General features: G+C 72.7%; 14 protein-coding genes. 5 read left to right on the forward strand and 9 right to left on the reverse strand.

Annotated elements, in window-relative coordinates; genetic code table 11:
• Positions 1-103 precede the first annotated feature (103 nt).
• Positions 104-2,179: a hydantoinase/oxoprolinase family protein gene (locus ABEB12_RS36180; protein WP_185065519.1), complete on the forward strand. Its 2,076-nt coding sequence runs from the start codon at positions 104-106 to the stop codon at positions 2,177-2,179.
• Positions 2,176-3,885, forward strand: a complete 1,710-nt coding sequence (locus ABEB12_RS36185; protein ID WP_185065520.1) for a hydantoinase B/oxoprolinase family protein — start codon at positions 2,176-2,178, stop codon at positions 3,883-3,885. Before ABEB12_RS36180 ends, ABEB12_RS36185 begins: the two co-directional genes overlap by 4 nt.
• Here ABEB12_RS36185 and ABEB12_RS36190 read toward each other — a convergent pair whose 3' ends face one another.
• Positions 3,886-4,425, reverse strand: coding sequence for a TetR family transcriptional regulator (locus ABEB12_RS36190; protein WP_185065521.1), 540 nt, complete (start codon positions 4,423-4,425; stop codon positions 3,886-3,888).
• Positions 4,426-4,502: 77 nt separating this feature from the next.
• Between ABEB12_RS36190 and ABEB12_RS36195 the strand changes: the two genes are divergently transcribed.
• Positions 4,503-5,714, forward strand: coding sequence for an FAD-dependent monooxygenase (locus ABEB12_RS36195; protein ID WP_185065522.1), 1,212 nt, complete (start codon positions 4,503-4,505; stop codon positions 5,712-5,714).
• Positions 5,715-5,717: 3 nt separating this feature from the next.
• Here the strand turns inward: ABEB12_RS36195 and ABEB12_RS36200 are convergent, their stop codons facing one another.
• The 8 genes from ABEB12_RS36200 to ABEB12_RS36235 form a co-directional block, all read right to left on the reverse strand.
• On the reverse strand, positions 5,718-6,377 hold the full coding sequence (locus ABEB12_RS36200) for a TetR family transcriptional regulator (RefSeq protein WP_185065523.1): 660 nt from the start codon (positions 6,375-6,377) through the stop codon (positions 5,718-5,720).
• Between the two features lie 35 nt (positions 6,378-6,412).
• Positions 6,413-7,627, reverse strand: a complete 1,215-nt coding sequence (locus tag ABEB12_RS36205; protein ID WP_185065524.1) for a CoA transferase — start codon at positions 7,625-7,627, stop codon at positions 6,413-6,415.
• A complete protein-coding gene (locus ABEB12_RS36210; RefSeq protein ID WP_185065525.1) occupies positions 7,620-9,335 on the reverse strand; it encodes an acyl-CoA dehydrogenase family protein in 1,716 nt (571 codons plus the stop codon). The genes ABEB12_RS36205 and ABEB12_RS36210 overlap by 8 nt, the downstream gene beginning before the upstream one ends.
• Positions 9,332-10,669 carry an MFS transporter gene (locus tag ABEB12_RS36215; protein WP_185065526.1) on the reverse strand — a complete coding sequence of 446 codons (1,338 nt, stop codon included), beginning with the start codon at positions 10,667-10,669 and terminating at the stop codon, positions 9,332-9,334. The genes ABEB12_RS36210 and ABEB12_RS36215 overlap by 4 nt, the downstream gene beginning before the upstream one ends.
• 73 nt (positions 10,670-10,742) lie before the next feature.
• The gene (locus tag ABEB12_RS36220) at positions 10,743-11,636 is read right to left on the reverse strand and encodes a LysR substrate-binding domain-containing protein (RefSeq protein WP_185065527.1); all 894 of its coding nucleotides are present in this window, start codon (positions 11,634-11,636) and stop codon (positions 10,743-10,745) included.
• Positions 11,637-12,192: 556 nt separating this feature from the next.
• Positions 12,193-13,767, reverse strand: a complete 1,575-nt coding sequence (locus ABEB12_RS36225; RefSeq protein WP_185065528.1) for an amidohydrolase family protein — start codon at positions 13,765-13,767, stop codon at positions 12,193-12,195.
• Positions 13,768-13,780: 13 nt separating this feature from the next.
• A complete protein-coding gene (locus ABEB12_RS36230; protein WP_185065529.1) occupies positions 13,781-15,196 on the reverse strand; it encodes a Na+/H+ antiporter NhaC family protein in 1,416 nt (471 codons plus the stop codon).
• An 11-nt stretch (positions 15,197-15,207) separates the two neighbouring features.
• Positions 15,208-16,401, reverse strand: a complete 1,194-nt coding sequence (locus tag ABEB12_RS36235; RefSeq protein ID WP_185065530.1) for a helix-turn-helix domain-containing protein — start codon at positions 16,399-16,401, stop codon at positions 15,208-15,210.
• A gap of 237 nt (positions 16,402-16,638) precedes the next feature.
• Here ABEB12_RS36235 and ABEB12_RS36240 point away from each other — a divergent pair, with 237 nt between their 5' ends.
• Both ABEB12_RS36240 and ABEB12_RS36245 read left to right on the forward strand, forming a co-directional pair.
• Positions 16,639-17,940, forward strand: coding sequence for a serine hydroxymethyltransferase (locus tag ABEB12_RS36240; RefSeq protein ID WP_345703450.1), 1,302 nt, complete (start codon positions 16,639-16,641; stop codon positions 17,938-17,940).
• Between the two features lie 25 nt (positions 17,941-17,965).
• A complete protein-coding gene (locus ABEB12_RS36245; RefSeq protein ID WP_185065532.1) occupies positions 17,966-19,384 on the forward strand; it encodes an amino acid permease in 1,419 nt (472 codons plus the stop codon).
• Positions 19,385-19,438: the final 54 nt, after the last annotated feature.

The raw sequence follows: 19,438 nt of genomic DNA on the forward strand, positions 1-19,438 counted from the left end.
CCGCTGCCCTCGCTCGTTGCTCGGTTGCCGTAGCCGGCCCAGCATACCGCCGATCGTCCGACGATCTGTTGCTCGATCGTCGGACGAAATGTACCGTCCGGGCATGGGCGAAGGCGGCGTGCTGCGGGTCGGCGTGGACATCGGCGGCACGTTCACCGACCTGGCAATCCTGGACGACGAGGGCATTCTGGCCATCGGCAAGACGCTCACCACGCCCCGGGACCCGGCCCAGGCGGTGCACACGGTGCTGCGCCGCGCGCTGGCCGACCACCGGCTGGACCCGGCCCGGGTCGGCCTGGTGGTGCACGGCACCACCCTGGTGACCAACGCCCTGATCGAGCGCCGGGGGGCGCGCACCGCGCTGATCACCACCGAGGGCTTCCGTGACGTGGTGGAGATGGGCCGGGAGCACCGTTACGAGCTGTACGACCTCAACCTGCGGCTGCCCCGCCCGCTGGCCGCGCGCCACCTGCGGTTCGGCGTGCGCGAGCGGCTGCTCGCCGACGGCACCGTGCAGACACCGCTGGACGCCGGCCAGGTGGAGCGGCTGGCCGGGGAGCTGGCCGCCGCCGGGGTCGAGGCGGTCGCGGTGTGCTTTCTGCACAGCCACCTCGACGACCGGCACGAGCGGCGCGCCCGGGAGATCATCAAGGCCGCCGCGCCGGGGCTGCGGGTGGCGCTGTCCAGCGAGGTGAACCCGGAGATCCGGGAGTACGAGCGGGCGTCCACCACGCTGGCCAACGTCTACGTGCAGGGGCTGGTCGAGGATTACCTGGACGACCTGCGCGGGCGGCTGCGCGGCCTGGGAGTGCCGGTGGACCCGCTGGTCATGCTGTCGCACGGCGGGCTGGCCACGGTGGACGTGGCGAAGCGGTTCCCGATCCGCATGCTGGAGTCCGGGCCGGCCGGCGGGGCGCTGGGCGCGGTGGCGTTCGGCCGCACCGGCGGGCGGCCGGACCAGATGTCCTTCGACATGGGCGGCACCACGGCCAAGCTGTGTGTGATCGAGCGGCACCGGCCGCTGGTGACCCACGCGTTCGAGGTGGACCGGGTGTACCGGCTGCGCGCCGGTTCCGGCCTGCCGGTCCGGGCCCCGGTGATCGACATGATCGAGATCGGCACCGGCGGCGGCTCGCTGGCCCGGGTGAACGCGCTCGGCCTGATCACCACCGGGCCGGACTCGGCCGGCGCCGAGCCGGGTCCGGTCTGCTACGGGCGGGGCGGCGAGCGGTGCACGGTCACCGACGCCGACGCGGTGCTCGGCTACCTGGACCCGGAGCGGTTCGGCGGCGGCGAGGTGAAGCTGGACGTGGCGGCGGCCGCCGAGGCGATCCGCGAGCAGATTGCCGGGCGGCTCGGGGTGGGCCTGGCCGAGGCGGCCTGGGGCATCCACGCCTGCGCCAACGAGAGCATGGCCAACGCGGCCAGGGTGCACGCCATCGAACGGGGCCAGGACCCGGCCCGGCTGCCGCTGTTCACGTCCGGCGGCAACGGGCCGCTGCACGGGCCGGGGGTGGCCGCCGCGCTCGGCTCGCCGGCGTTGGTGGTGCCCCCGGCGGCCGGGGTGCTGAGCGCCCTGGGTTTCCTGTCCGCCCCGATGTCCATCGACGTGGTGCGGTCCCGGCACGAGCTGCTGGACGAGCTGGCCCCGGAGGACGCCGAGCGGCTGTTCGCGTCGCTGGAGCGGGAGGGGGCCGAGGTGCTCACCGGCTCCGGGCTGGCCGCCAAGGAGGTCCGCTACGAGCGGAGCATGGAGATGCGGTTCGTGGGCCAGGGCAGTGAGATCGAGGTGCCGGTGCCGGCCGCGGGCCCGGACTGGCGGGCCGAGCTGGCGGAGAGCTTCCACCGGCAGTACGCCCGCCGGTTCGGGGACGTGGCTCCGACCGGGGTGGCCGTCGAGGCGCTCACCTGGCGGGTCACCGCCAGCGGGCCGGCGCCGACCGCCCGGCTGCGCTTCGACGGCGGATCCGGCACGGGGGACGCCCTGCTGGACCACCGCGAGGCCTACTTCCCGGACGGCGGCTACCGCCCGACCCCGGTCTACGACCGCTACCGGCTGGCCGAGGGGGCCGAGCTGACCGGGCCGGCGCTGGTCCAGGAGCGGGAGTCGACGCTCGTGCTGCCGCCGGGGGCGCACTGCCGGGTGGCCCGGGACGGCGGAATCGTGGTGACCCTGTGAGCGACCCGATCGTGGTCGGCCTGGTGGCCGACCGGCTGCACTCGCTGCTCGCCGAGCAGCAGGCCGCACTGGTGAACACCGCGTTCAGCCCGGTGGTCCGGGAGTCGCTGGACCTGGCCTGCGGGGTGTTCACCTCCACCGGCGAGATGGTCGGCCAGTCCACCGGCGGAACCCCCGGGCACATCAACGCGATGGCCACCGGCATGCGCCACATCGTGGCCCGCTACCCGGCTTCAGGGTTGGCCGACGGGGACGTGCTGATCACCAACGACCCGTGGATGACCGCCGGCCAGATCAACGACATCACCATCGCCACCCCGGTGTTCTCGGGCGGCGCACCGGTCGCCTGGTTCGCCAGCTGCTGCCACTCGCCGGACATCGGCGGGCGCATCCTCTCCGCCGCCGCCACCGAGGTGTTCGAGGAGGGTTTGCGGCTGCCGATCCTGAAGCTGCGCACGGCCGCCGGCCCGGACCGGACGCTGGAGGCGCTGATCCGGGCCAACGTGCGCACCCCGGACGAGACGATGGGGGACATCTACGCGCAGGTGGCGGCCAACCAGGTCGGCGGGCGCGGCCTGTTGCGCATGCTGGACGAGTTCGGCCTCGCCGGGATCGACCAGGTGGCCGGGGAGATCATGTCCCGCTCCGAGAACGCGCTGCGCGCGGTGCTGCGCGGGCTGCCGGACGGCGTGTACCGGGCGGAGATGACCTCCGACGGGTTCGGGGGCGCGCCGATCGAGCTGCGGGTGGCGGTCACCATCGACGGGGACGCCATCGGCGTGGACTACGCGGGCTCGTCGCCGCAGTCCCGGCACGGGGTGAACGTGGTGCTCAACTACACGACCGCGTACACCTCGTTCGCGGTCAAGGCGGCGCTGGCGCCGGACGTGCCGCACAACGCCGGCTCCTTCCGTCCGGTCACGGTGACCGCGCCGCGCGGCTCGGTGCTCAACTGCGTGGACCCGGCGCCGGTGGCCTCCCGGCACCTGGTCGGGCACTTCCTGCCCAGCCTGTTGTTCCAGGCACTGCGCGGCGCCGTGCCCGGCGGGCTGCCCGCGACCAGCGCGGATGCGCTGTGGATGACCGTGTGGCGGGGCGCCGACCTCGGCGAGCCGAGGCCGTTCACGCTGACCGTGTTCGGGGCGGGCGGCACCGGCGCCCGCCCGGACGCGGACGGGCTGAACACCACCGGCTTCCCCACCGGCGTGCGAGCCGCGCCGACCGAGGTGCTGGAGACGCTCACCCCGCTGGTGCAGCGCCGCCGCGAGCTGCGCCCGGACTCCGGCGGGCCGGGGCGGCACCGGGGTGGCCTCGGCCAGGAGGTGGAGGTCGGCCGGCGCGGCGGGCACGGCTGGACGGTGAACGCCAACATCGACCGGGTGGACCACCCGGCGACCGGGGCTCTGGGCGGGGGCGCGGGTGCGACCGGCGAGCTGGTGGAACCGGGCAGCGGGCGGGCGTTGCCGCGCAAGCGGCTGGTGCCGCTGGCCGAGGGGGAGCGGGTGCGGCTGCGCTTCCCCGGCGGCGGCGGGTACGGCGACCCGCTGACCCGGCCGGCCGAGTCGGTGCTGGCCGACGTGGTGGACGGCTACGTGAGCATCCCGGCGGCCGCCGAACGGTACGGCGTCGAGATCGAGTACGTGGGCGACCCGGACGCCCTGGTCCGCCCGCCCGAGTCGTACCGGATCAAGAGCGTGTCCCGCTGATCATCCGGCCAGGCCCAGCGTGACGCAGGCGCCGTCCACGGCGGCCGCGCGAAGATCGTCCATGGGCACCTCCGGGAACTGGATGGTGCAGTCCTGCAGCCCGCCCAGGGCGATCACCGCCCGCACCGACTGGTCCAGCGTCGGGTCCGGCCCGACCAGCAGCGTGGCCAGCCGCCCGCGCCAGTTGAGTACCAGCTCGACGAAGCCCAGCTCGGCCAGCGTGGTCAGCTCGGTGAACACCAGCATGATCTGGCCCCGGTGCCGGTAGTGGAAGTCGAAGTACTCCTCCAGCAGCGCGCGGGGCGACACGGTGCCGGCCGCCTCGTGCCGGGCCAGGAACGCCTCACCCTCCTCGATCAGCGGCGCCACGATGCTGCGTACCAGCTCATCGCGGGAGGTGAAGTGGTAGTACAGCGCCGGCTTGGTGATCCCCAGCCGGTCGGCGATCTCCTGCAGGCTGGTTCGCTGCACCCCCTTCTCGGCGAACAGCTCGCGCGCGACGTCCAGGATGCGCCGCTTGGTGTCGGAGGGCCGTTCCATGGCCGTGAGAATAGCTTACTTACCGGAAGGTAAGGTGATACGGTCGCCTTACCTTCCGGTAAGTAAGGAGAGTCGCCATGCGTGTCCTCATCTCCGGCGCCAGCATCTCCGGACCCGTGCTGGCCTACTGGCTGCGCCGCTACGGCTTCACCGTCACCGTCGTCGAGCGCTCACCGACGCCGCGCAAGACCGGCGGCCACGCGGTCGACCTGTTCCGGCCGGCGATGGACATCTCCGAGAAGATGGGCGTGCTGGCGCGCATCGAACAACTGGACGCCGGCATGGGCCGGATGAACCTGGTGCGCGAAGGTGCCCGGCGACCGGTGCCGGTGGACCTGGGCAAGGTGTACCGGGCCACCTCCGACCGGCACGTCGAGATCATGCGCGACGACCTGAGCGAGGTGTACTACGACGCCACCCGCGACGACGTCGAGTACCTCTTCGGCGACTCCATCGCCTCGGTCGACCCCGACGACGGCGCGGTCACCTTCGACCACGCCGCGCCGAGGCGGTTCGACCTGGTGATCGGCGCGGACGGGCTGCGCTCGAACGTGCGCCGCCTGGTCTTCGGCACGCTACCCGGTGACACCGTGTCCCTCGACGGCTACTTCGGCGTGCTCTCCGTGCCGAGGGAGTTTGGTGTCGTGGGCGAGTACATCGGGCACATGGGTCCGCGCCGCACGGTCGGGCTGTACGCGGCGCGGCACCTCCCCGACGCCCGCGCGGTCTTCCTGTTCCGCCCCGAGTCCGGACTGAGCTACCACCACCGCGACGTCTCCCGGCAGAAGCAGCTGGTGCGTGAGGCGTTCACCGGCATGCACCCGCGGGTGGACCGCTGGCTGGGCGAGCTGGACACCAGTCCGACCTTCTACTTCGACCAGATCAGCCAGCTCCGCATGGACACCTGGTCCCGAGGGCGGGTCACCCTCGTCGGCGACGCCGGCTACTGCCCCGGCCCGGTTGTCGGCGGCAGCACCAGCCTGGCCGTGCTCGGCGCCTACACACTGGCCGGCGAGCTCGCCCGGGCCGGCGGCGATCCCGCCCGCGCCTTCCCCGCCTACGAGGCCGCGATGCGCGAGCCCGTGCAGCGCAGCCGGGCCTTCGCGCTCGGCGCCGCGCACGCCATCCACCCCAACACCCGACTCGGGGTCTGGGCTCTGGTCCAGGCGGCCCGGCTGGTCACCGCGTTGCCCACCGCGATCAGCGCGCCACTGGCCCGCCTCAACACCAAAGGCCTGCGCATGCACGACTCGTTCCCGGTCCGCGAGTACCCGGCCCCGGTCCGCTAGCGGCTACGGGGGTGGCGGGGTCCCCTGGTAGATCGTCCTGAGCCAGACCTCGAGCAGGGTGTCCACCAGGTCGGCCTCGGGCAGCGCGGGCTGCTGGCCGGCCAGGACGGCGAACATCGAGCGCTCGTTCATGAGGTTCAGGACCAGCGCGATGTCCCAGGCCGGCGCACCTTGCGGCGCGGCGCCCCGGTCCCGTTCCGCCTGGATCCACTCGGCGGACCGGCGAACCCAGTTGGTCATGACCGCCGACCACAGCTGGGTCACTTCGGGGCTGACCCCGGTGGCCCGGGCGCAGGCCACGGCGACGGCCCGGTGCGCGTTGAACGTCTCGAAGTAGAAGTTGATCGCCTTCCGCCAATGCCGCGCGGTGATCTCGGTGCTGGCGTGGAACACCGCGTCGGCGGCCGTGTCGGCCTGTTGGACCACCTGGTCCAGCAGGGTGAGCAGCACGGCTTCCTTGGACCGGAAGTAGAAGTAGAACGTGGGCCGGGAGATGCCGGCACCCTTGGCCAGGTCGTCGATGGAGATCTCGGCCAGCGGGCGCTGGGCCAGCAGTTCCTCGGCGGTGGCCAGGATGGCCCGCTCCCGGTCGTCGCCGGACGGCCGCGCGCTGCGCCGCCCCCTGGTCGGGCGCGTCTGGTCCGGGGTAGATGCCTGAGCCACGCTGGCAGGGTACTCCTTCGTCGAACTTTTCAACACTACGTTGAGTTCGTCGACACATCGTCGACCGGTCGCGCGGTGAGCGCCCGGATCTCCGGCTCGGTGTAGCCCAGCTCGGCCAGGATCTCCCGGCTGTGCTCGCCCAGCGTCGGCGGGGCGGCGCCGAGCGCCGGGCGGTCGCCACCATAGCTGACCGGGAACCCCACCTGGCGCAGCGCGCCGGCCACCGGGTGCGGCACGGTGCGCACCATGTCCAGTGCGTCGGTGTGCGGGTCGGCGTACACCTCGGCCAGGTCCCGGATCGGCGCGGCGGGCACCCCGGCGGCGCGCAGCCGGGCGTGCCAGTGCGCGGTGTCCGCGCCGGCGAACGCCCCCGCCAGCTGGGCGTCCAGTGCGGCCCGGTTGCGCACCCGGTCGCGGTTGGTGACGTACCGGGGGTCCCCGGCCAGGTCGGGGCGGCCGAGCACCGTGCACAGCCGCTGCCACAGCCCGTCGTTGCCGACGGCCACCACCAGGTGCCCGTCCGAGGTCGGATAGGCCTGGTAGGGCACCAGGTTGGGGTGCCGCGAGCCCAGCCGGCCGGGAACCTCGCCGGTGGCGAACATGCCGGTTGCCCAGTTGATGTGCAGCGCCAGCTGGGACTCGTACAGCGAGGTGGTCAGGTACTGGCCCCGGCCGGTGCGCGTCCGCTCCAGCAGCGCGGAGAGCACGCCGATCACGCCGAACAGCGCCGCGCCCAGGTCGCCCATCGGGTATCCGGCCTTCACCGGCGGGCCGTCCGGCTCCCCGGTCAGCGACATCAGACCGGCGGTGGCCTGCGCGATCATGTCGTAGCCCGGTTCGTCCTTGAGCGGCCCGGTCTCGCCGAACGCGGAGATGTGCAGCACCACCAGCCGGGGGTAGCGCCGGCTGAGCTCGTCGTAGCGGAACACCCGGTGCAGCGAACTGCCGGGCCGGAAGTTCTCCACCACCACATCCGCGCCGGCGATCAGCCGGTGCGCCGCCTCCTGGCCCGCCTCGCTCTTCAGGTCCAGGGTCACCGACCGCTTGCCCCGGTTGGCGGCCAGGTAGTAGGTGGCGTCGCCGCCCTGGAACGGTGGCCCCCAGGCGCGGGTCGGGTCACCGCCGTCGGGGTGCTCCACCTTCACCACGTCCGCGCCGAGGTCGGCCAGCGACATGGTGGCGTACGGCCCGGCCAGGATCTTGGACAGGTCGACGACCCGCACGCCGTCCAGGGGTCGGGGGTCAGGCATGCACGATCTCCTCGTTCGTCACGGGTCCCAGCGCGCGCTGCGCGTCATCGGCCGGCACCGGCCCGCCGTCGGCCAGCGCGCCCAGGTGGCGCAGCGCCTCGGGGGCGGGTTCGCCGTCGCCGAGCAACCCGCGCAGGTAGGCGTGCGCCACCAGCCGCGAGCGGTGGTCGCCGGCCAGCCGCGAGCGGTGGTCGCCGGCGTGCTCGAGCAGCAGCGTGGCCATCACCGCGCGGCACAGCGCGTCGGCGTACCTCGGGGCGGCCACCTCCTGGGCGTCCGCCTCCCGGGCCAGCAGGCGAGCGCCGCGTTCGCGCAGCTCACGCCAGTGCCGGGCGAGTACCTTCGCCGCCGGCCCGGGAACCGCGTCCAGCCGGGCCAGGTAGGTGTCCGCGAGCAGCTCGTGGGCCGCGTCCCGGCGCACGCAGCGCAGCACGTCCAGGGCGATCACGTTGGACGAGCCCTCCCAGATGGACCCGAGGTGCGCGTCGCGCAGCAGCCTCGGGTTCACCCAGTCCTCGATGTAGCCGTTGCCGCCCCGGATCTCCATGGCCTCCCCGGTGACCGCGCGGGCCCGCTTGCACAGGGTGTGCTTGGCCAGCGGGGTGAGCACCCGGACCAGCCGGCGGGCCTCCGCGTCCCCGGCGTCCGCCCGGTCCAACGTGGCGGCCGCGTCCAGCACCATGGCCAGCGCGGCCTCGGCGTCCAGCAGCAGCGGCAGCAGGGTGGCCCGCATCAGCGGCTGGTCGAACAGCGCCTTGCCGAACACCACCCGCTGCCGGGTGTGGGCCACCGACTCGGTGACCGCCCGCCGCATCAGCGCCGCGGCGCGCATCGCGTTGGACAGCCGGGACACGTTGATCATCTCCGCCATCTGGCGGAACCCGTTGCGCGGGTCGCCCACCGGCTGGGCGTAGGCGTCCTCCAGCGTGACCTCCCCGCTGGCCATGGACCGCGCGCCCAGCTTGTCCTTCAGCCGGTCGATGCGCACCGCGTTGCGGGTCCCGTCCGGCCGGCGCCGGGGCACCAGGAACAGGCCCAGGCCCCGGGTTCCCTGGCCCTGCCCGGGCACCCGGGCCAGGGTGAGGACCAGGTCGGCGGCCACGTTGGAGGCGAACCACTTGCGCCCGCGCAACGTCCAGTGGCCGCCGTGGTCGGTGGCCTCGGTCTCGGTGCGGCCGACGTCGGTGCCGGCCTGCCGCTCGGTCATGAACATCGCCCCGGTGGCCCGCCCGGCCGGGTCGGTCGAGGTGAGCGCGGCGATCTCGGCGGCGAACCGGTCCGGGTCGAACAGCCGCAGCACTCGGGCCGCCGAGTCGGTCATCGACACCGGGCAGGCCAGTCCGAACTCGGCCTGCACGAACACGTAGGACAGCGCGTACTTGACCACATGCGGCACCCGGGCCGGCCAGCCGAGCACCCCGGGCCGGTGGGACATGGCGGCCAGCCCGTAGCGCTCGAAGGCCAGCTCGGCCATCCGGTGGTACGCCGGGTGGTGGTCCACCTCGTCGATCCGCTCGCCGGACGGGTCGAACTGGCGCAGGATGGGCGGGTTCGCGTCGGCGACGGCGGCCAGCCGGTCCAGTTCCCCGGCGGCCAGTGCGCCCAGCTCGTCCAGCAGCGGGAACAGCCGGTCCCGGTCCTCGGGCGCCAGCACGCGGTCCAGCATGGGGCGCAGCGCCGGGTCGGCGTGGGTGAAGTTCCCGGTCATGCCGTCACCTCCGTCGCCGCGCCAGGCCTGGGTTCCGACCGGAGCGCGCCCCGGCGCAGCAGCGCGAGCACACAGACCAGCGAGATGAGCACGTAGCCGAGGCCGACCGCGACCACCGACCAGATGGACCCGGTGGTGGCCAGCAGCGTCTGGCACAGCGCGGGCGCGGTGCCGGCGAAAAGCGTGGTGCACAGCTGGTAGCACAGCGACATGCCGGTGTAGCGCACCTGGACCGGGAACAGCTGGGCCAGCATGCCGGCCAGGGCCGCGTAGAACATCGCGTGCGGCACGGTGGCCACGGCCATGCCGAGCACCGCCAGCCCCATCGACCCGGTCTGGATGAGCAGGAACATCGCCGGCAGCAGCACCAGCTCGGGCAGCAGCATGCAGATCACCGCGCGGCGCAGGTCGAACCGGCTGGCCAGCACCGCACCGAACGGCTGGACCAACACCTGCACCACCAGCGCAATGGTGATCACGGTCAGGAACTCGGAGCGGTGGAACCCGAGCTCGGCCGTGGCCCAGGACAGCGCGAACGTGGTCTTCACGTAGGTCACCGCCACCCCGACGGCACCGGCGCCGACGCCCAGCGCCACCGGGACCGGGTACCGGGACAGCACCTCCCGGATCGGCAGCCGGGTCACCTGGTTGCGGGCCAGCAGCCGGTGCATCTCCGGTGTCTCGGCCAGCCGCAGCCGGATGAACAGGCCGATGAACACCAGCACGGCCGACAGCAGGAACGGCACCCGCCACCCCCAGCTGGAGAACGCCGGTTCGGTGAGCTGGGCGATGGCCAGGAAGGCCAGCGTGGCCAGCAGGTTGCCCACCGGAGAGCCCTGCTGCGCGAACGCCCCGTAGAGGATCTTGCGGCCGGGCGGGGCGTACTCGGTGGCGATCAGTACCGCGCCGCCCCACTCGCCGCCCATCGCCACGCCCTGCAGCATGCGCAGCGCGATGAGGATGATCGGCGCGGCCACCCCGATCTGCGCGTAGCCCGGCAGCAGCCCGACGCAGAAGGTCGCCGTTCCCATCATCAACAGGGTGATGACCAGCGCGTTCTTCCGGCCGAAGCGATCCCCGAAGTGGCCGAAGATCAGGCCGCCGAGCGGGCGGGCGAGAAAGCCGACCCAGAAGGTGCCGAACGCGGCGAGGGTGCCCAGGGCCGGCGACATGTCGGGGAAGAAGATCTTGCCGAGCACCAGCGCGGACGCCGAGCCGTAGATGTAGAAGTCGAACCACTCGATGGTCGTGCCGATGAACGCGGCGATGCCGGCACGGCGGGCTTCACGCGGCTCCGCGCTGGTCTCGGGCTCGGTGTCCGGTCCCTGCTGCATGCCGATCACCGTGACAGGTGGCACTGAGACCTGTCCAAGACCCATTTTGTGCTGCGGTGAGACCGGTTCGGGCTCAATCCGCCGGGGTGGGCAGCACCGACTCGGCGATCTCCAGCACGGCGCGCAACGCGGGGGACACCTGGCCGGCCCGCCAGGCCAGCGCGATGTCCATCGCCGGCACCTCGTCCCGGATCGGCCGGAACACCACGTGCTCCATGGTGATACTGCGCGCCGAGCCGACCACGATGGCGATGCCGACCTCGGCGGCCACCAGGGTGAGCAGGTTGTAGGTGTCCGGCGTCTCCTGGGTGATCGACGGCGTGAACCCGGCGTGGTAGCAGGCGCGCATGGTCGCGTCCCGCACCGCCGAGCCCCGCGCCGAGGGGAAGGTGACGAACCGCTCGGCGGAAAGGTCGGCCAGCGCGATGTCCGGCGCGCCGGCCAGCGGGTGCGCGTCGGGCAGCGCCACCATCAGCGGTTCGATGTGCACCACCCGGGTGGCCACACCGTCCCGGGCGGGCAGCGCGACGAAGCCGAGGTCCAGTTCGCCGTCCAGGATCCGGGCCAGCGCCTCGCTGGAGTAAAGCTGTCCGCGCAGGGCCAGCTCGATCCCCGGCAGCCGGGAGGTCACCGCGTGGGTCAGCACCGGGATCGCCCGGTAGCTGCTCGCCCCGGCGAACCCGATGCTGATCCGGCCGACCTCGCCGCGCCCGGCCGCGCCGACCGCCCGCCGGGCCACCGCCGCCTCGGTGAGCACCCGGCGGGCCAGTTCCAGCAGCGCCGCACCGGCCGAGGTCAGCCCCACCGCCCGGGTGTTGCGCTCGAACAGCACGGCCCCCACGTCCCGCTCCAACAGCCTGATCTGCCGGCTGAGCGGCGACTGGGCCATGTGCAACCGGGCCGCCGCCCGCCCGAAGTGCAACTCCTCGGCAACGGCCACGAATGCGGCGAGATGACGCAGCTCCATCCCCGCATCCTGCCCCGCGCCAACCGCGTTCAGCGGAACACTTCGCCCCGCGTTCAGCGGAACGCTTCCGCCCGCGTTCAGCGGAACGCTTCCGCCCGCGTTCAGCGGAACGCTTCCGCCCGCGTTCAGCGGAACGCTCCGCGTCCTGCGTTTCGGCGGTGGTTGCGCTGCAAAGATCGCTTGGACGGCGAGGTTTTCGCTGGTCTGCCGCGGCTCGGGTGCCGCCGTGACGTTTGCCGGGGCCGGCTCGCCGGCCGGATTACGGTGCGTCACGCTTGGGTGCGGATTCGGGCCGGTGTGGTTCGTCGAGATCGACGTGGATCTGGTTCGATCACGATGTTGACCAGACCTGTGTCGATGTCGATGAAAGCGAAGCTCGATCGGCGAGCCCGAGTTGCCGGAGCGGTTACGGTGCGTAGCCGGGGTGGGCTTCCGGCGCTGCTGAGTCCAGCGGAGGCGGCGTGGGCCGCGGGAGACCAGCGAAGGTCGCGCCGTCCAAGCCGTTTTCAGAGCGCAACCACCGCCGAACGGAACGGAGCGCGTTCAGCGGAACGCGCTAACTCGTGCGCAGGACCCGGCCGGGGCGCAGATCGGTCTGCTCGCCGTCCGCCAGCACGGGTTCGCCGGCGAGCAGGGTGTGCCGCACGCCGGAGGAGAGCCGGCAGGGGTCGGCGTAGGTGGCGTGGTCGCGCACCAGGCCCGGGTCGAACACACAGATGTCGGCGACCGCGCCCGGGCGCAGCACACCGCGGTGCGTCCAGCCCAGGCGGGCGGCTGGCAGCGAGGTCATCTTGCGCACCGCCTCGGCCAGCCCGAGCACGCCCTCCTCGCGGGCGTAGTGGCCGAGCACCCTGGTGAAGGTGCCGAAACTGCGCGGGTGTGGCTTTTCGCCGGCCGGCCGGGCGGCCAGCACGTGGCCGTCGCTGGCCACGGCGGTGAGCGGGTGGGCCAGCGCGGCGCGCACGTCCCGTTCGTCCATCGCGTGGTTGATGATCGCCACGCGACCCTCGTGCTCGCGCAGCACCGCGCACACGGCGGCGCCGGTGCCCACGCCGAGGTGGGCCGCCAGGTCGGCGACCGACCGGCCGACGAAATCGGCGTACGGGCCGTCCGGGAGGGCGGCGATGACCACCCCCTCGGGCAGGAAGGTCCGCCCCACCCGGGTGTCCAGGTCCGCCGCGATCTCCCCGCGCGCCGCCGGGTCGGCGAGCCGGCGCAGCAGTTCGGGAACCCCGCCGGCCAGCGCCCACCCGGGCAGCCGGGAGGTGAGTGTGGTGCTCGACGCGGCGTACGGGTAGACGTCGGCTCCCACGTCCAGTGTCCGGGCCGCCGTCTCGATGCGCTCCAGCGCGCGGGCGACGTTTCCCCAGTTGGCCGGGCCGATGGCCTTCAGGTGGGAGATCTCCAGCCGGGCGCCGGCCGAGGTGGCGGTTTCCAGGGCCTCCGCGACCGCCCCCAGCAGCCCGTCCCCCTCGTCGCGGATGTGGCTGGTGTAGAGCTTTCCGGCGTCGGCCACCTCCCGGCACAGCTCGACCAGCTCGGCCGGCCGGGCGAAGCTGCCCGGCGCGTAGATCAGCCCGCTGGACAGGCCGACCGCGCCGTCGGCCAGTGCCTCGCGCAGCAGTTCCCGCATGCGGGCCAGCTCGGCCGGCCCGGCCGGGGCGTCCGCCGTGCCCATCACCCCGATCCGCAGCGCGCCGTGGCCGACCAGGCAGGCGAGGTTCACGCCCAGCGGCAGCCGGTCCACCTCGGCCAGGAACTCCCCGGTGGTGCGCCAGGTCCACGGCAGGTCGGTGCCGCCCAGCGCGGCGTGCCGGCGCAGCGGGGCGGAGTGCTCGGGCACCACCGGGAACGGCGAGAACCCGCAGTTCCCGGTGACCAGTGTGGTGACGCCCTGGGTGGCCTGGGTGGCCGCCTCGGGCGCGCCGAACACCGTGTAGTCGGCGTGCGAGTGCAGGTCGATGAACCCGGGGGCGACCACCGCGCCGGCCGCGTCCAGTACCCGCCGGGCCGGCGCGTCCACCCGGCCGATGGTGGTGATCCAGCCGCCGTCGACGGCAACGTCGGCGGGAACGGCCGGCGTGCCGGTACCGTCCAGTACCCGCCCGCCGCGCAGCACCAGGTCGTGCACCGGGACCTCCGTCTCAGATCAGCAGGCTCAGCAGCACGGCGTACATGATCGATGCCGCGATCATGATCAGCCAGCCGATGGTCAACTGGTTGCGCAGCGAGGTGGACCCGGCGAACCCCATCGGGCCGACCATGTTCGCGTTCGGGAACGGCCCGTAGGTGTCGCCCTTGGACGCCCACAGCAGCACGATCACCCACGGCGCCGCCGTGATGCCCAGCGAGGCGGCCAGCGGGCCGAAGATCCGGTCGATCAACGTCACCTGCGCTGCGGTCGCCCCGGGCACCGCCACCCAGCCGATCAACGCGATCACCAGCGCGAACGTCAACGGCCCGAAGGAGCGCAGCTGGTCGCCGTACTGGGCGAGCACGACGTCGAACGGCTTGGCCAGCTCCTGGGTGGCGAACAGCGCGGCGAGCAGCCAGAACAGCACCAGCATGTGGAACATCCGGCCGGCGCCCGCGTAGACCGCAGCCGCCGTCTCGGTGAGCGTGAGACCGGCGGCCAGCCCGGTGGCCACCGCCAGCACCGGCAGGGCGAGCAGCGGGAAGGCGGTGCCGGCCTGGGTCGCCGCCGCGAAACCGGCGGAGACCACCAGCAGCACCAGGAAGACCCCGGTGGCCCGGCCGGTGGACGGGCGTTCCGAGGACTCGGCCGGCTCGGCGAGCTCCGGCGGATAGTGGTCACCGGCCCGGTCGGTGCGCCGCTGGAGCCAGGGCACCAGGACCAGCGCCAGGGCCAGGGAGAGCAGGGTCAGCGGCAGGGCGCCGACGGCCAGGTATGTGCCGTAACCGACCTCCGCCGCCTCCAGGATGGCGATGTTCGAGCCGGCGAACGGGGCCAGCGCCAGCCCGGCGCAGCCGCCGATGAACAGCATCGCGGCGGTGGCCGAGCGGGTGTAGCCGACCCGGGCGCACACCGGGACCACGATCGGCGCCACGATCGCCACCGACCCGGCCAGCGTGCCGGTGGCGGTGACCAGCACCAGGCTGGCCAGCAGCACGCCGCCCAGCACCGCGGTGCGGTTGCCGTCGCCGGTGGCGCGCATGATCGCCCGCACCATCCGTTCGGCCACCCCGGTGCGCCGCAGCACCTCGCCGAGCCCGGCGCCGAGCACGATGACCATGCCGATCACGGTGATCGTGTCGCCCAGCGCCTCGCCGAGCAGGTTGCCGACCTTCACCGGGGACGCGGCCACCACCAACGCGCCGGCCAGGAACGCCACCGACGTGGCGACCACCAGATCCATGCCCAGGATGGTCAACGCGGCGTACAGCCCGATGGGCAGCAGGCCCCACAGCGTCGGCGGCTCGGTGAGGATTCCGACCAGGAGGCTGGCCAGCAGGCCCGCGGCGGCAACGCCGGTGTTCAGCCGACGCCGCCCGGTGGACACCCCCAGGTCCAGCCCACCGGTGTGCTGCTCGGCTGGCATGAGAATTTAACTTAGTCCTCAGGCACCGACCCGGCCAGCGTGCGGCGGGCCAGCCGCCGGCTCTTCAGGGCCAGGTGCAGCTCGAGGCGGGTCAGGCCGTTGTCCAGGTCGGCGCCGAGCAGCTCGGCGATCCGCCCCAGCCGGTAGTAGAGGCTGGTCCGGTGCAGGCGCAACCGGCCCGCCGTGCGGCCGGCGTCCCCGCCGAGGTCCAGGTAGGTCTCCAGGGTGTCCAGCAGCATGGCCGCCGAGTTGGCCGCGCCGTCCAGCGGCGCCAGCGCGGTGGCCAGCGTGGCGGCCGATGTGCCGGGCAGGTCGAGCAGCGTGCGGTACGGCCCGAGCAGCGCCCAGGGCAGCCGCGCGGGCAGCGTCGGGTCCAGCGCGGACAGCTCGGCGGCGGCCAGCGCCTGCCGGTAGGCCGCCCGCGCGGCGGACACGTCGAACCGGGCCGGTGCGCTGATGCCGACCCGGAACCGGTCTTCCTCCAGGAGCTGCTCCAGCTGCCCGGGCAGCCGTTCGGGCGTTCCGCGCGTCATGGCCACCAGGTGGGTGGCGGTGACGAAGGAGCCGAGGTTGTCGCCGTGGCCGCGCAGCGCCGAGGGCAGCGCACCGCTCAGCCGGCTGAACTCGGCCGCGCTGAGCGGTGCCACGGCCGCCTGGTTGGCCTCCTTCGGCACCGCGACCAGCACCTGGACATCGGTGTTGTAGAGCTCCGGCTGCCGGGCGAGCAGGTTCTCCGGGTCGGCGGTCGGGTCGGTGAGCAGCCGCCGGACCACGGTGTCCCGGTCGTCCGGTGCGGTCACCCCGGCAACCTCGGCGACCAGGCCCGCGACGTCGTTCGCGCACCGGGTGGCGGCGCGCAGTGCCTCCGGGGCGACCGGCTCGTTCGGGCTCAGGATCCACAGGTAGCCGAGGCAGGCTGCGCCGCGCCGGATCGGCACGCAGACCCGTGCGGCGAACTTCAACGCCGGGTTGGCCGCCACGAGCACCGGCTCCACCGCGTCCCGGATGCCGTGGCTGTCCTGCCAGGCGAGCACGTCCTGGGGCACCTGGCGGGCCAGGATGGTGGAGACCCGGGCCGCGTCCACCGCCCCGTCCTGCGAGCTGTAGCCGATCAGGCGGCCGGCCGGGTCGTCGATGGACACGTTGCGTCCGATCCGGACGGCCAACCTGTCCAGTTCGGTGTTGAGCCGCTCATGTGCGTCCACGGTGCCCCCGTGCGTAGCTGGCTTCTACGATTGTAGGAACCAGGACGTGAGTTTCCCGGCATACTCCCGATGTCTCTGGAGTGGCCGGGGCCCTAGTGTCCCGTAACAGGGTTGTCCAACTCACATCACCCGGCCCATCCGTGCGCTCGGTGGTCTGCTAGCCGATCCGCCTGCCATCCCGGAACGGGGGACCCGTCCATGGTTCGTTCGTTAGCCCCCCGCCCGTGGGTCCCTCCGTTGCCGGAGCGGCGGGTCGCCGAGGTGGCGACGGCGGTTGCGGACCGGACGGCGCCCCAGGTGCTGGCCGAGATCGACCGACTGGTCGCGGAGAACCACCGGATCCACGATGTCGACTCGGTCAACCTGAACCCGGCGACCAACGTGATGAACCCGCGCGCGGAGGTGCTGCTGTCCGCCGGACTGGGCTCCCGTCCCTCGCTGGGCTACCCGGGTGAGAAGTACGAGATGGGGCTGGAGGCGATCGAGCAGATCGAGATCATCGCCGCCGAGCTGGCCGCCGAGGTGTTCGGCTGCCGCTACGCGGAGATCCGGGTCGCCTCCGGTGCGATCGCCAACCTGTACGCGTTCATGGCCACCTGCCAGCCGGGGGACGCGGTCATCGTGCCGCCGGCCACCATCGCCGGTCACGTCACGCACCACGAGGCGGGCGCGGCCGGCCTCTACGGGCTGCGTATCGTGCCCGCCCCGGTGGCCGAGGACGGCTACACCGTGGACGTGCCGGCGCTGCGCGCGGTGGCCCGCTGGGTGCGGCCGCGCCTGATCACCATCGGCGGCAGCCTGAACCTGTTCCCGCACCCGGTCGAGGACATCCGCAAGATCGCCGACGAGGTCGGGGCGAGGGTGCTTTTCGACGCCGCGCACCTGTGCGGCATGATCGCCGGGAGGGCTTGGCCCTCGCCGCTCGCGGAGGGCGCGGACATGATCACGATGAGCACGTACAAGAGCCTCGGCGGGCCGGCCGGCGGGCTCATCGTGACCGACGACGCCGAGCTCGCCGAGCGCCTCGACAAGATCGCGCACCCCGGGCTCACCGCCAACTTCGACGCCGGCCGGACGGCCGCACTGGCGGTGACCATGCTCGACTGGAAGGTGGCCGGCGAGGCCTACGCCCGAACCATGCGGGCAACCGCGCGCAGGCTGGCCTCGGAGCTGGAGGCGATGGCCCTGCCGGTGTTCCGGACCGATCGCGGGGTCACCGCCTCGCACCAGTTCGCGATGCGCGCGCACACCTTCGGCGGCGGCCAGCGCGCCGCCCGCCGGTTGCGCGTGGCGAACCTGCTGACCTGCGGCATCGGCCTGCCGGTCGAGTCGGTGGCGGACGACGTGAACGGCCTGCGGATCGGTACGCCCGAGGTGGCGCGGCTGGGCATGCGTGAGGACGACATGCCGGAGCTGGCCGGGTTCATCGCGGGCGGCCTGGACCCGGAACGGGATCCGGCGAGCGTCGGCGCCGACGTCACGGAGTGGCGCAAGGGCTTCTCCGGCGTGCACTTCACCGCCGACAGCCCGGATTTGTAAGAGGTTTGCTACGAGGGGAGTTCGCATGTCCGGCGAGGTAGAAACCACGGTAATAACGCAAGAGGATCTGAAACAGGGGCTGACCCAGCGACACGTGATGATGATCGCCATCGGCGGCGCCATCGGTGTCGGCCTGTTCCTGGGCGCGGGTAAGGCGATCCAGCAGGCCGGTCCGGCGCTGATCGCGGTCTACGCGATCACCGGCGTGTTCATCTTCATCATCATGCGGGCGCTGGGCGAGCTGCTGCTGTACAAGCCCGTCTCCGGCAGCTTCGCGGAGTACGCGAGGGAGTTCTTCGGCCCGCTCTACGGCTTCATCACCGGCTGGGGCTACTGGGTCACCTGGACGGTGATCGGCATGGCCGAGCTGACCGCCGCCGGGATCTACATCCACTACTGGTTCCCGTCCATACCGCAGTACCTGAGCGCGCTGGTGTTCCTGGTTCTGCTGGTGTTGCTCAACCTGGCCGCCGTCGGCGCGTTCGGCGAGGCGGAGTTCTGGTTCGCCTCGATCAAGGTGCTGACCATCCTGGCGCTGGTCATCGGCGGCACAGTGGTGATGGTCTTCGGGGTCGGCAAGGCCGGCCAGGAGGGCACCATCGTGAACCTGTGGGACCACGGCGGCGTGGCGCCCAACGGGCTGTTCGCCGTGCTGCTCACCTTCCAGATCGTGGTGTTCGCCTACCAGGGCGTCGAGCTGGTCGGCATGACCGCCGCCGAGACCAAGAACCCGGGGAAGGTGCTGCCCCGGGCGGTCAACAGCATTCCGGCCCGGATCGGCGTGTTCTACGTCGGCTCGCTGCTGGTGCTGCTCTCGCTGTTCCCGTGGACCGAGTTCAGCAAGGACACGAGCCCGTTCGTGCAGGCGTTCGCCCAGATCGGGGTGCCGGCGGCCGGCGCGCTGATGAACTTCGTGGTGCTCACCGCCGCGCTGTCCTCGTGCAGCTCCGGGCTGTACAGCAACGGGCGGCTGCTGCACCGGCTGTCCAAGGACGGGCTGGCGCCGAGCAAGGCCGGCAAGATCAGTGGTACCGGGGTGCCCGCCGTGGGCGTGCTGGCCTCGGGCGCGGTCATGCTGATCGGCGTCGGGGTGAACTACGTGGTGCCGGAGAAGGCCTTCTCCTACATCACCTCGGTGGCCACCCTGGGCGCCATCTGGTCCTGGGGCATCATCGTGGCCTGTCACCTGGTGTACCGCCGCCGGGTGGCCAGCGGCCAGGCGAAGCCCAGCCCGTTCCGGCTGCCGATGGCCACCGCCGCCTGCTGGGCGGTGCTCGGCTTCCTGGCCTTCGTCACCGTGCTGCTGGCGTTCGACGAGGCCAACCGGGTGGCGCTGTACTCGATCCCGCTCTGGGCGCTCATCTTCATCGGCGGTTACTTCGGCTTCGGCAAGCGGGGCATGCGCCGGGTTGAGATGGAGCGCACTCAACAGTCTGTTGGCTAGGTCGACACACTGTTGATAGCCTGCTGGCGTCGCACTCGCCGGAGAATCGGGAGA

Origin of the sequence: Actinospineispora eucalypti, from assembly GCF_039543365.1 — a bacterium.
Taxonomy (GTDB): domain Bacteria; phylum Actinomycetota; class Actinomycetes; order Mycobacteriales; family Pseudonocardiaceae; genus Pseudonocardia; species Pseudonocardia eucalypti.

Coding starts and splice junctions, on each gene's coding strand:
- ABEB12_RS36180 (WP_185065519.1), top strand. CDS start 104: ATGGGCGAAGGCGGCGTGCTGCGGGTCGGCGTGGACATCGGCGGCACG.
- ABEB12_RS36190 (WP_185065521.1), bottom strand. CDS start 4,425: ATGGAACGGCCCTCCGACACCAAGCGGCGCATCCTGGACGTCGCGCGC.
- ABEB12_RS36195 (WP_185065522.1), top strand. CDS start 4,503: ATGCGTGTCCTCATCTCCGGCGCCAGCATCTCCGGACCCGTGCTGGCC.
- ABEB12_RS36205 (WP_185065524.1), bottom strand. CDS start 7,627: ATGCCTGACCCCCGACCCCTGGACGGCGTGCGGGTCGTCGACCTGTCC.
- ABEB12_RS36210 (WP_185065525.1), bottom strand. CDS start 9,335: ATGACCGGGAACTTCACCCACGCCGACCCGGCGCTGCGCCCCATGCTG.
- ABEB12_RS36215 (WP_185065526.1), bottom strand. CDS start 10,669: ATGCAGCAGGGACCGGACACCGAGCCCGAGACCAGCGCGGAGCCGCGT.
- ABEB12_RS36220 (WP_185065527.1), bottom strand. CDS start 11,636: ATGGAGCTGCGTCATCTCGCCGCATTCGTGGCCGTTGCCGAGGAGTTG.
- ABEB12_RS36230 (WP_185065529.1), bottom strand. CDS start 15,196: ATGCCAGCCGAGCAGCACACCGGTGGGCTGGACCTGGGGGTGTCCACC.
- ABEB12_RS36245 (WP_185065532.1), top strand. CDS start 17,966: ATGTCCGGCGAGGTAGAAACCACGGTAATAACGCAAGAGGATCTGAAA.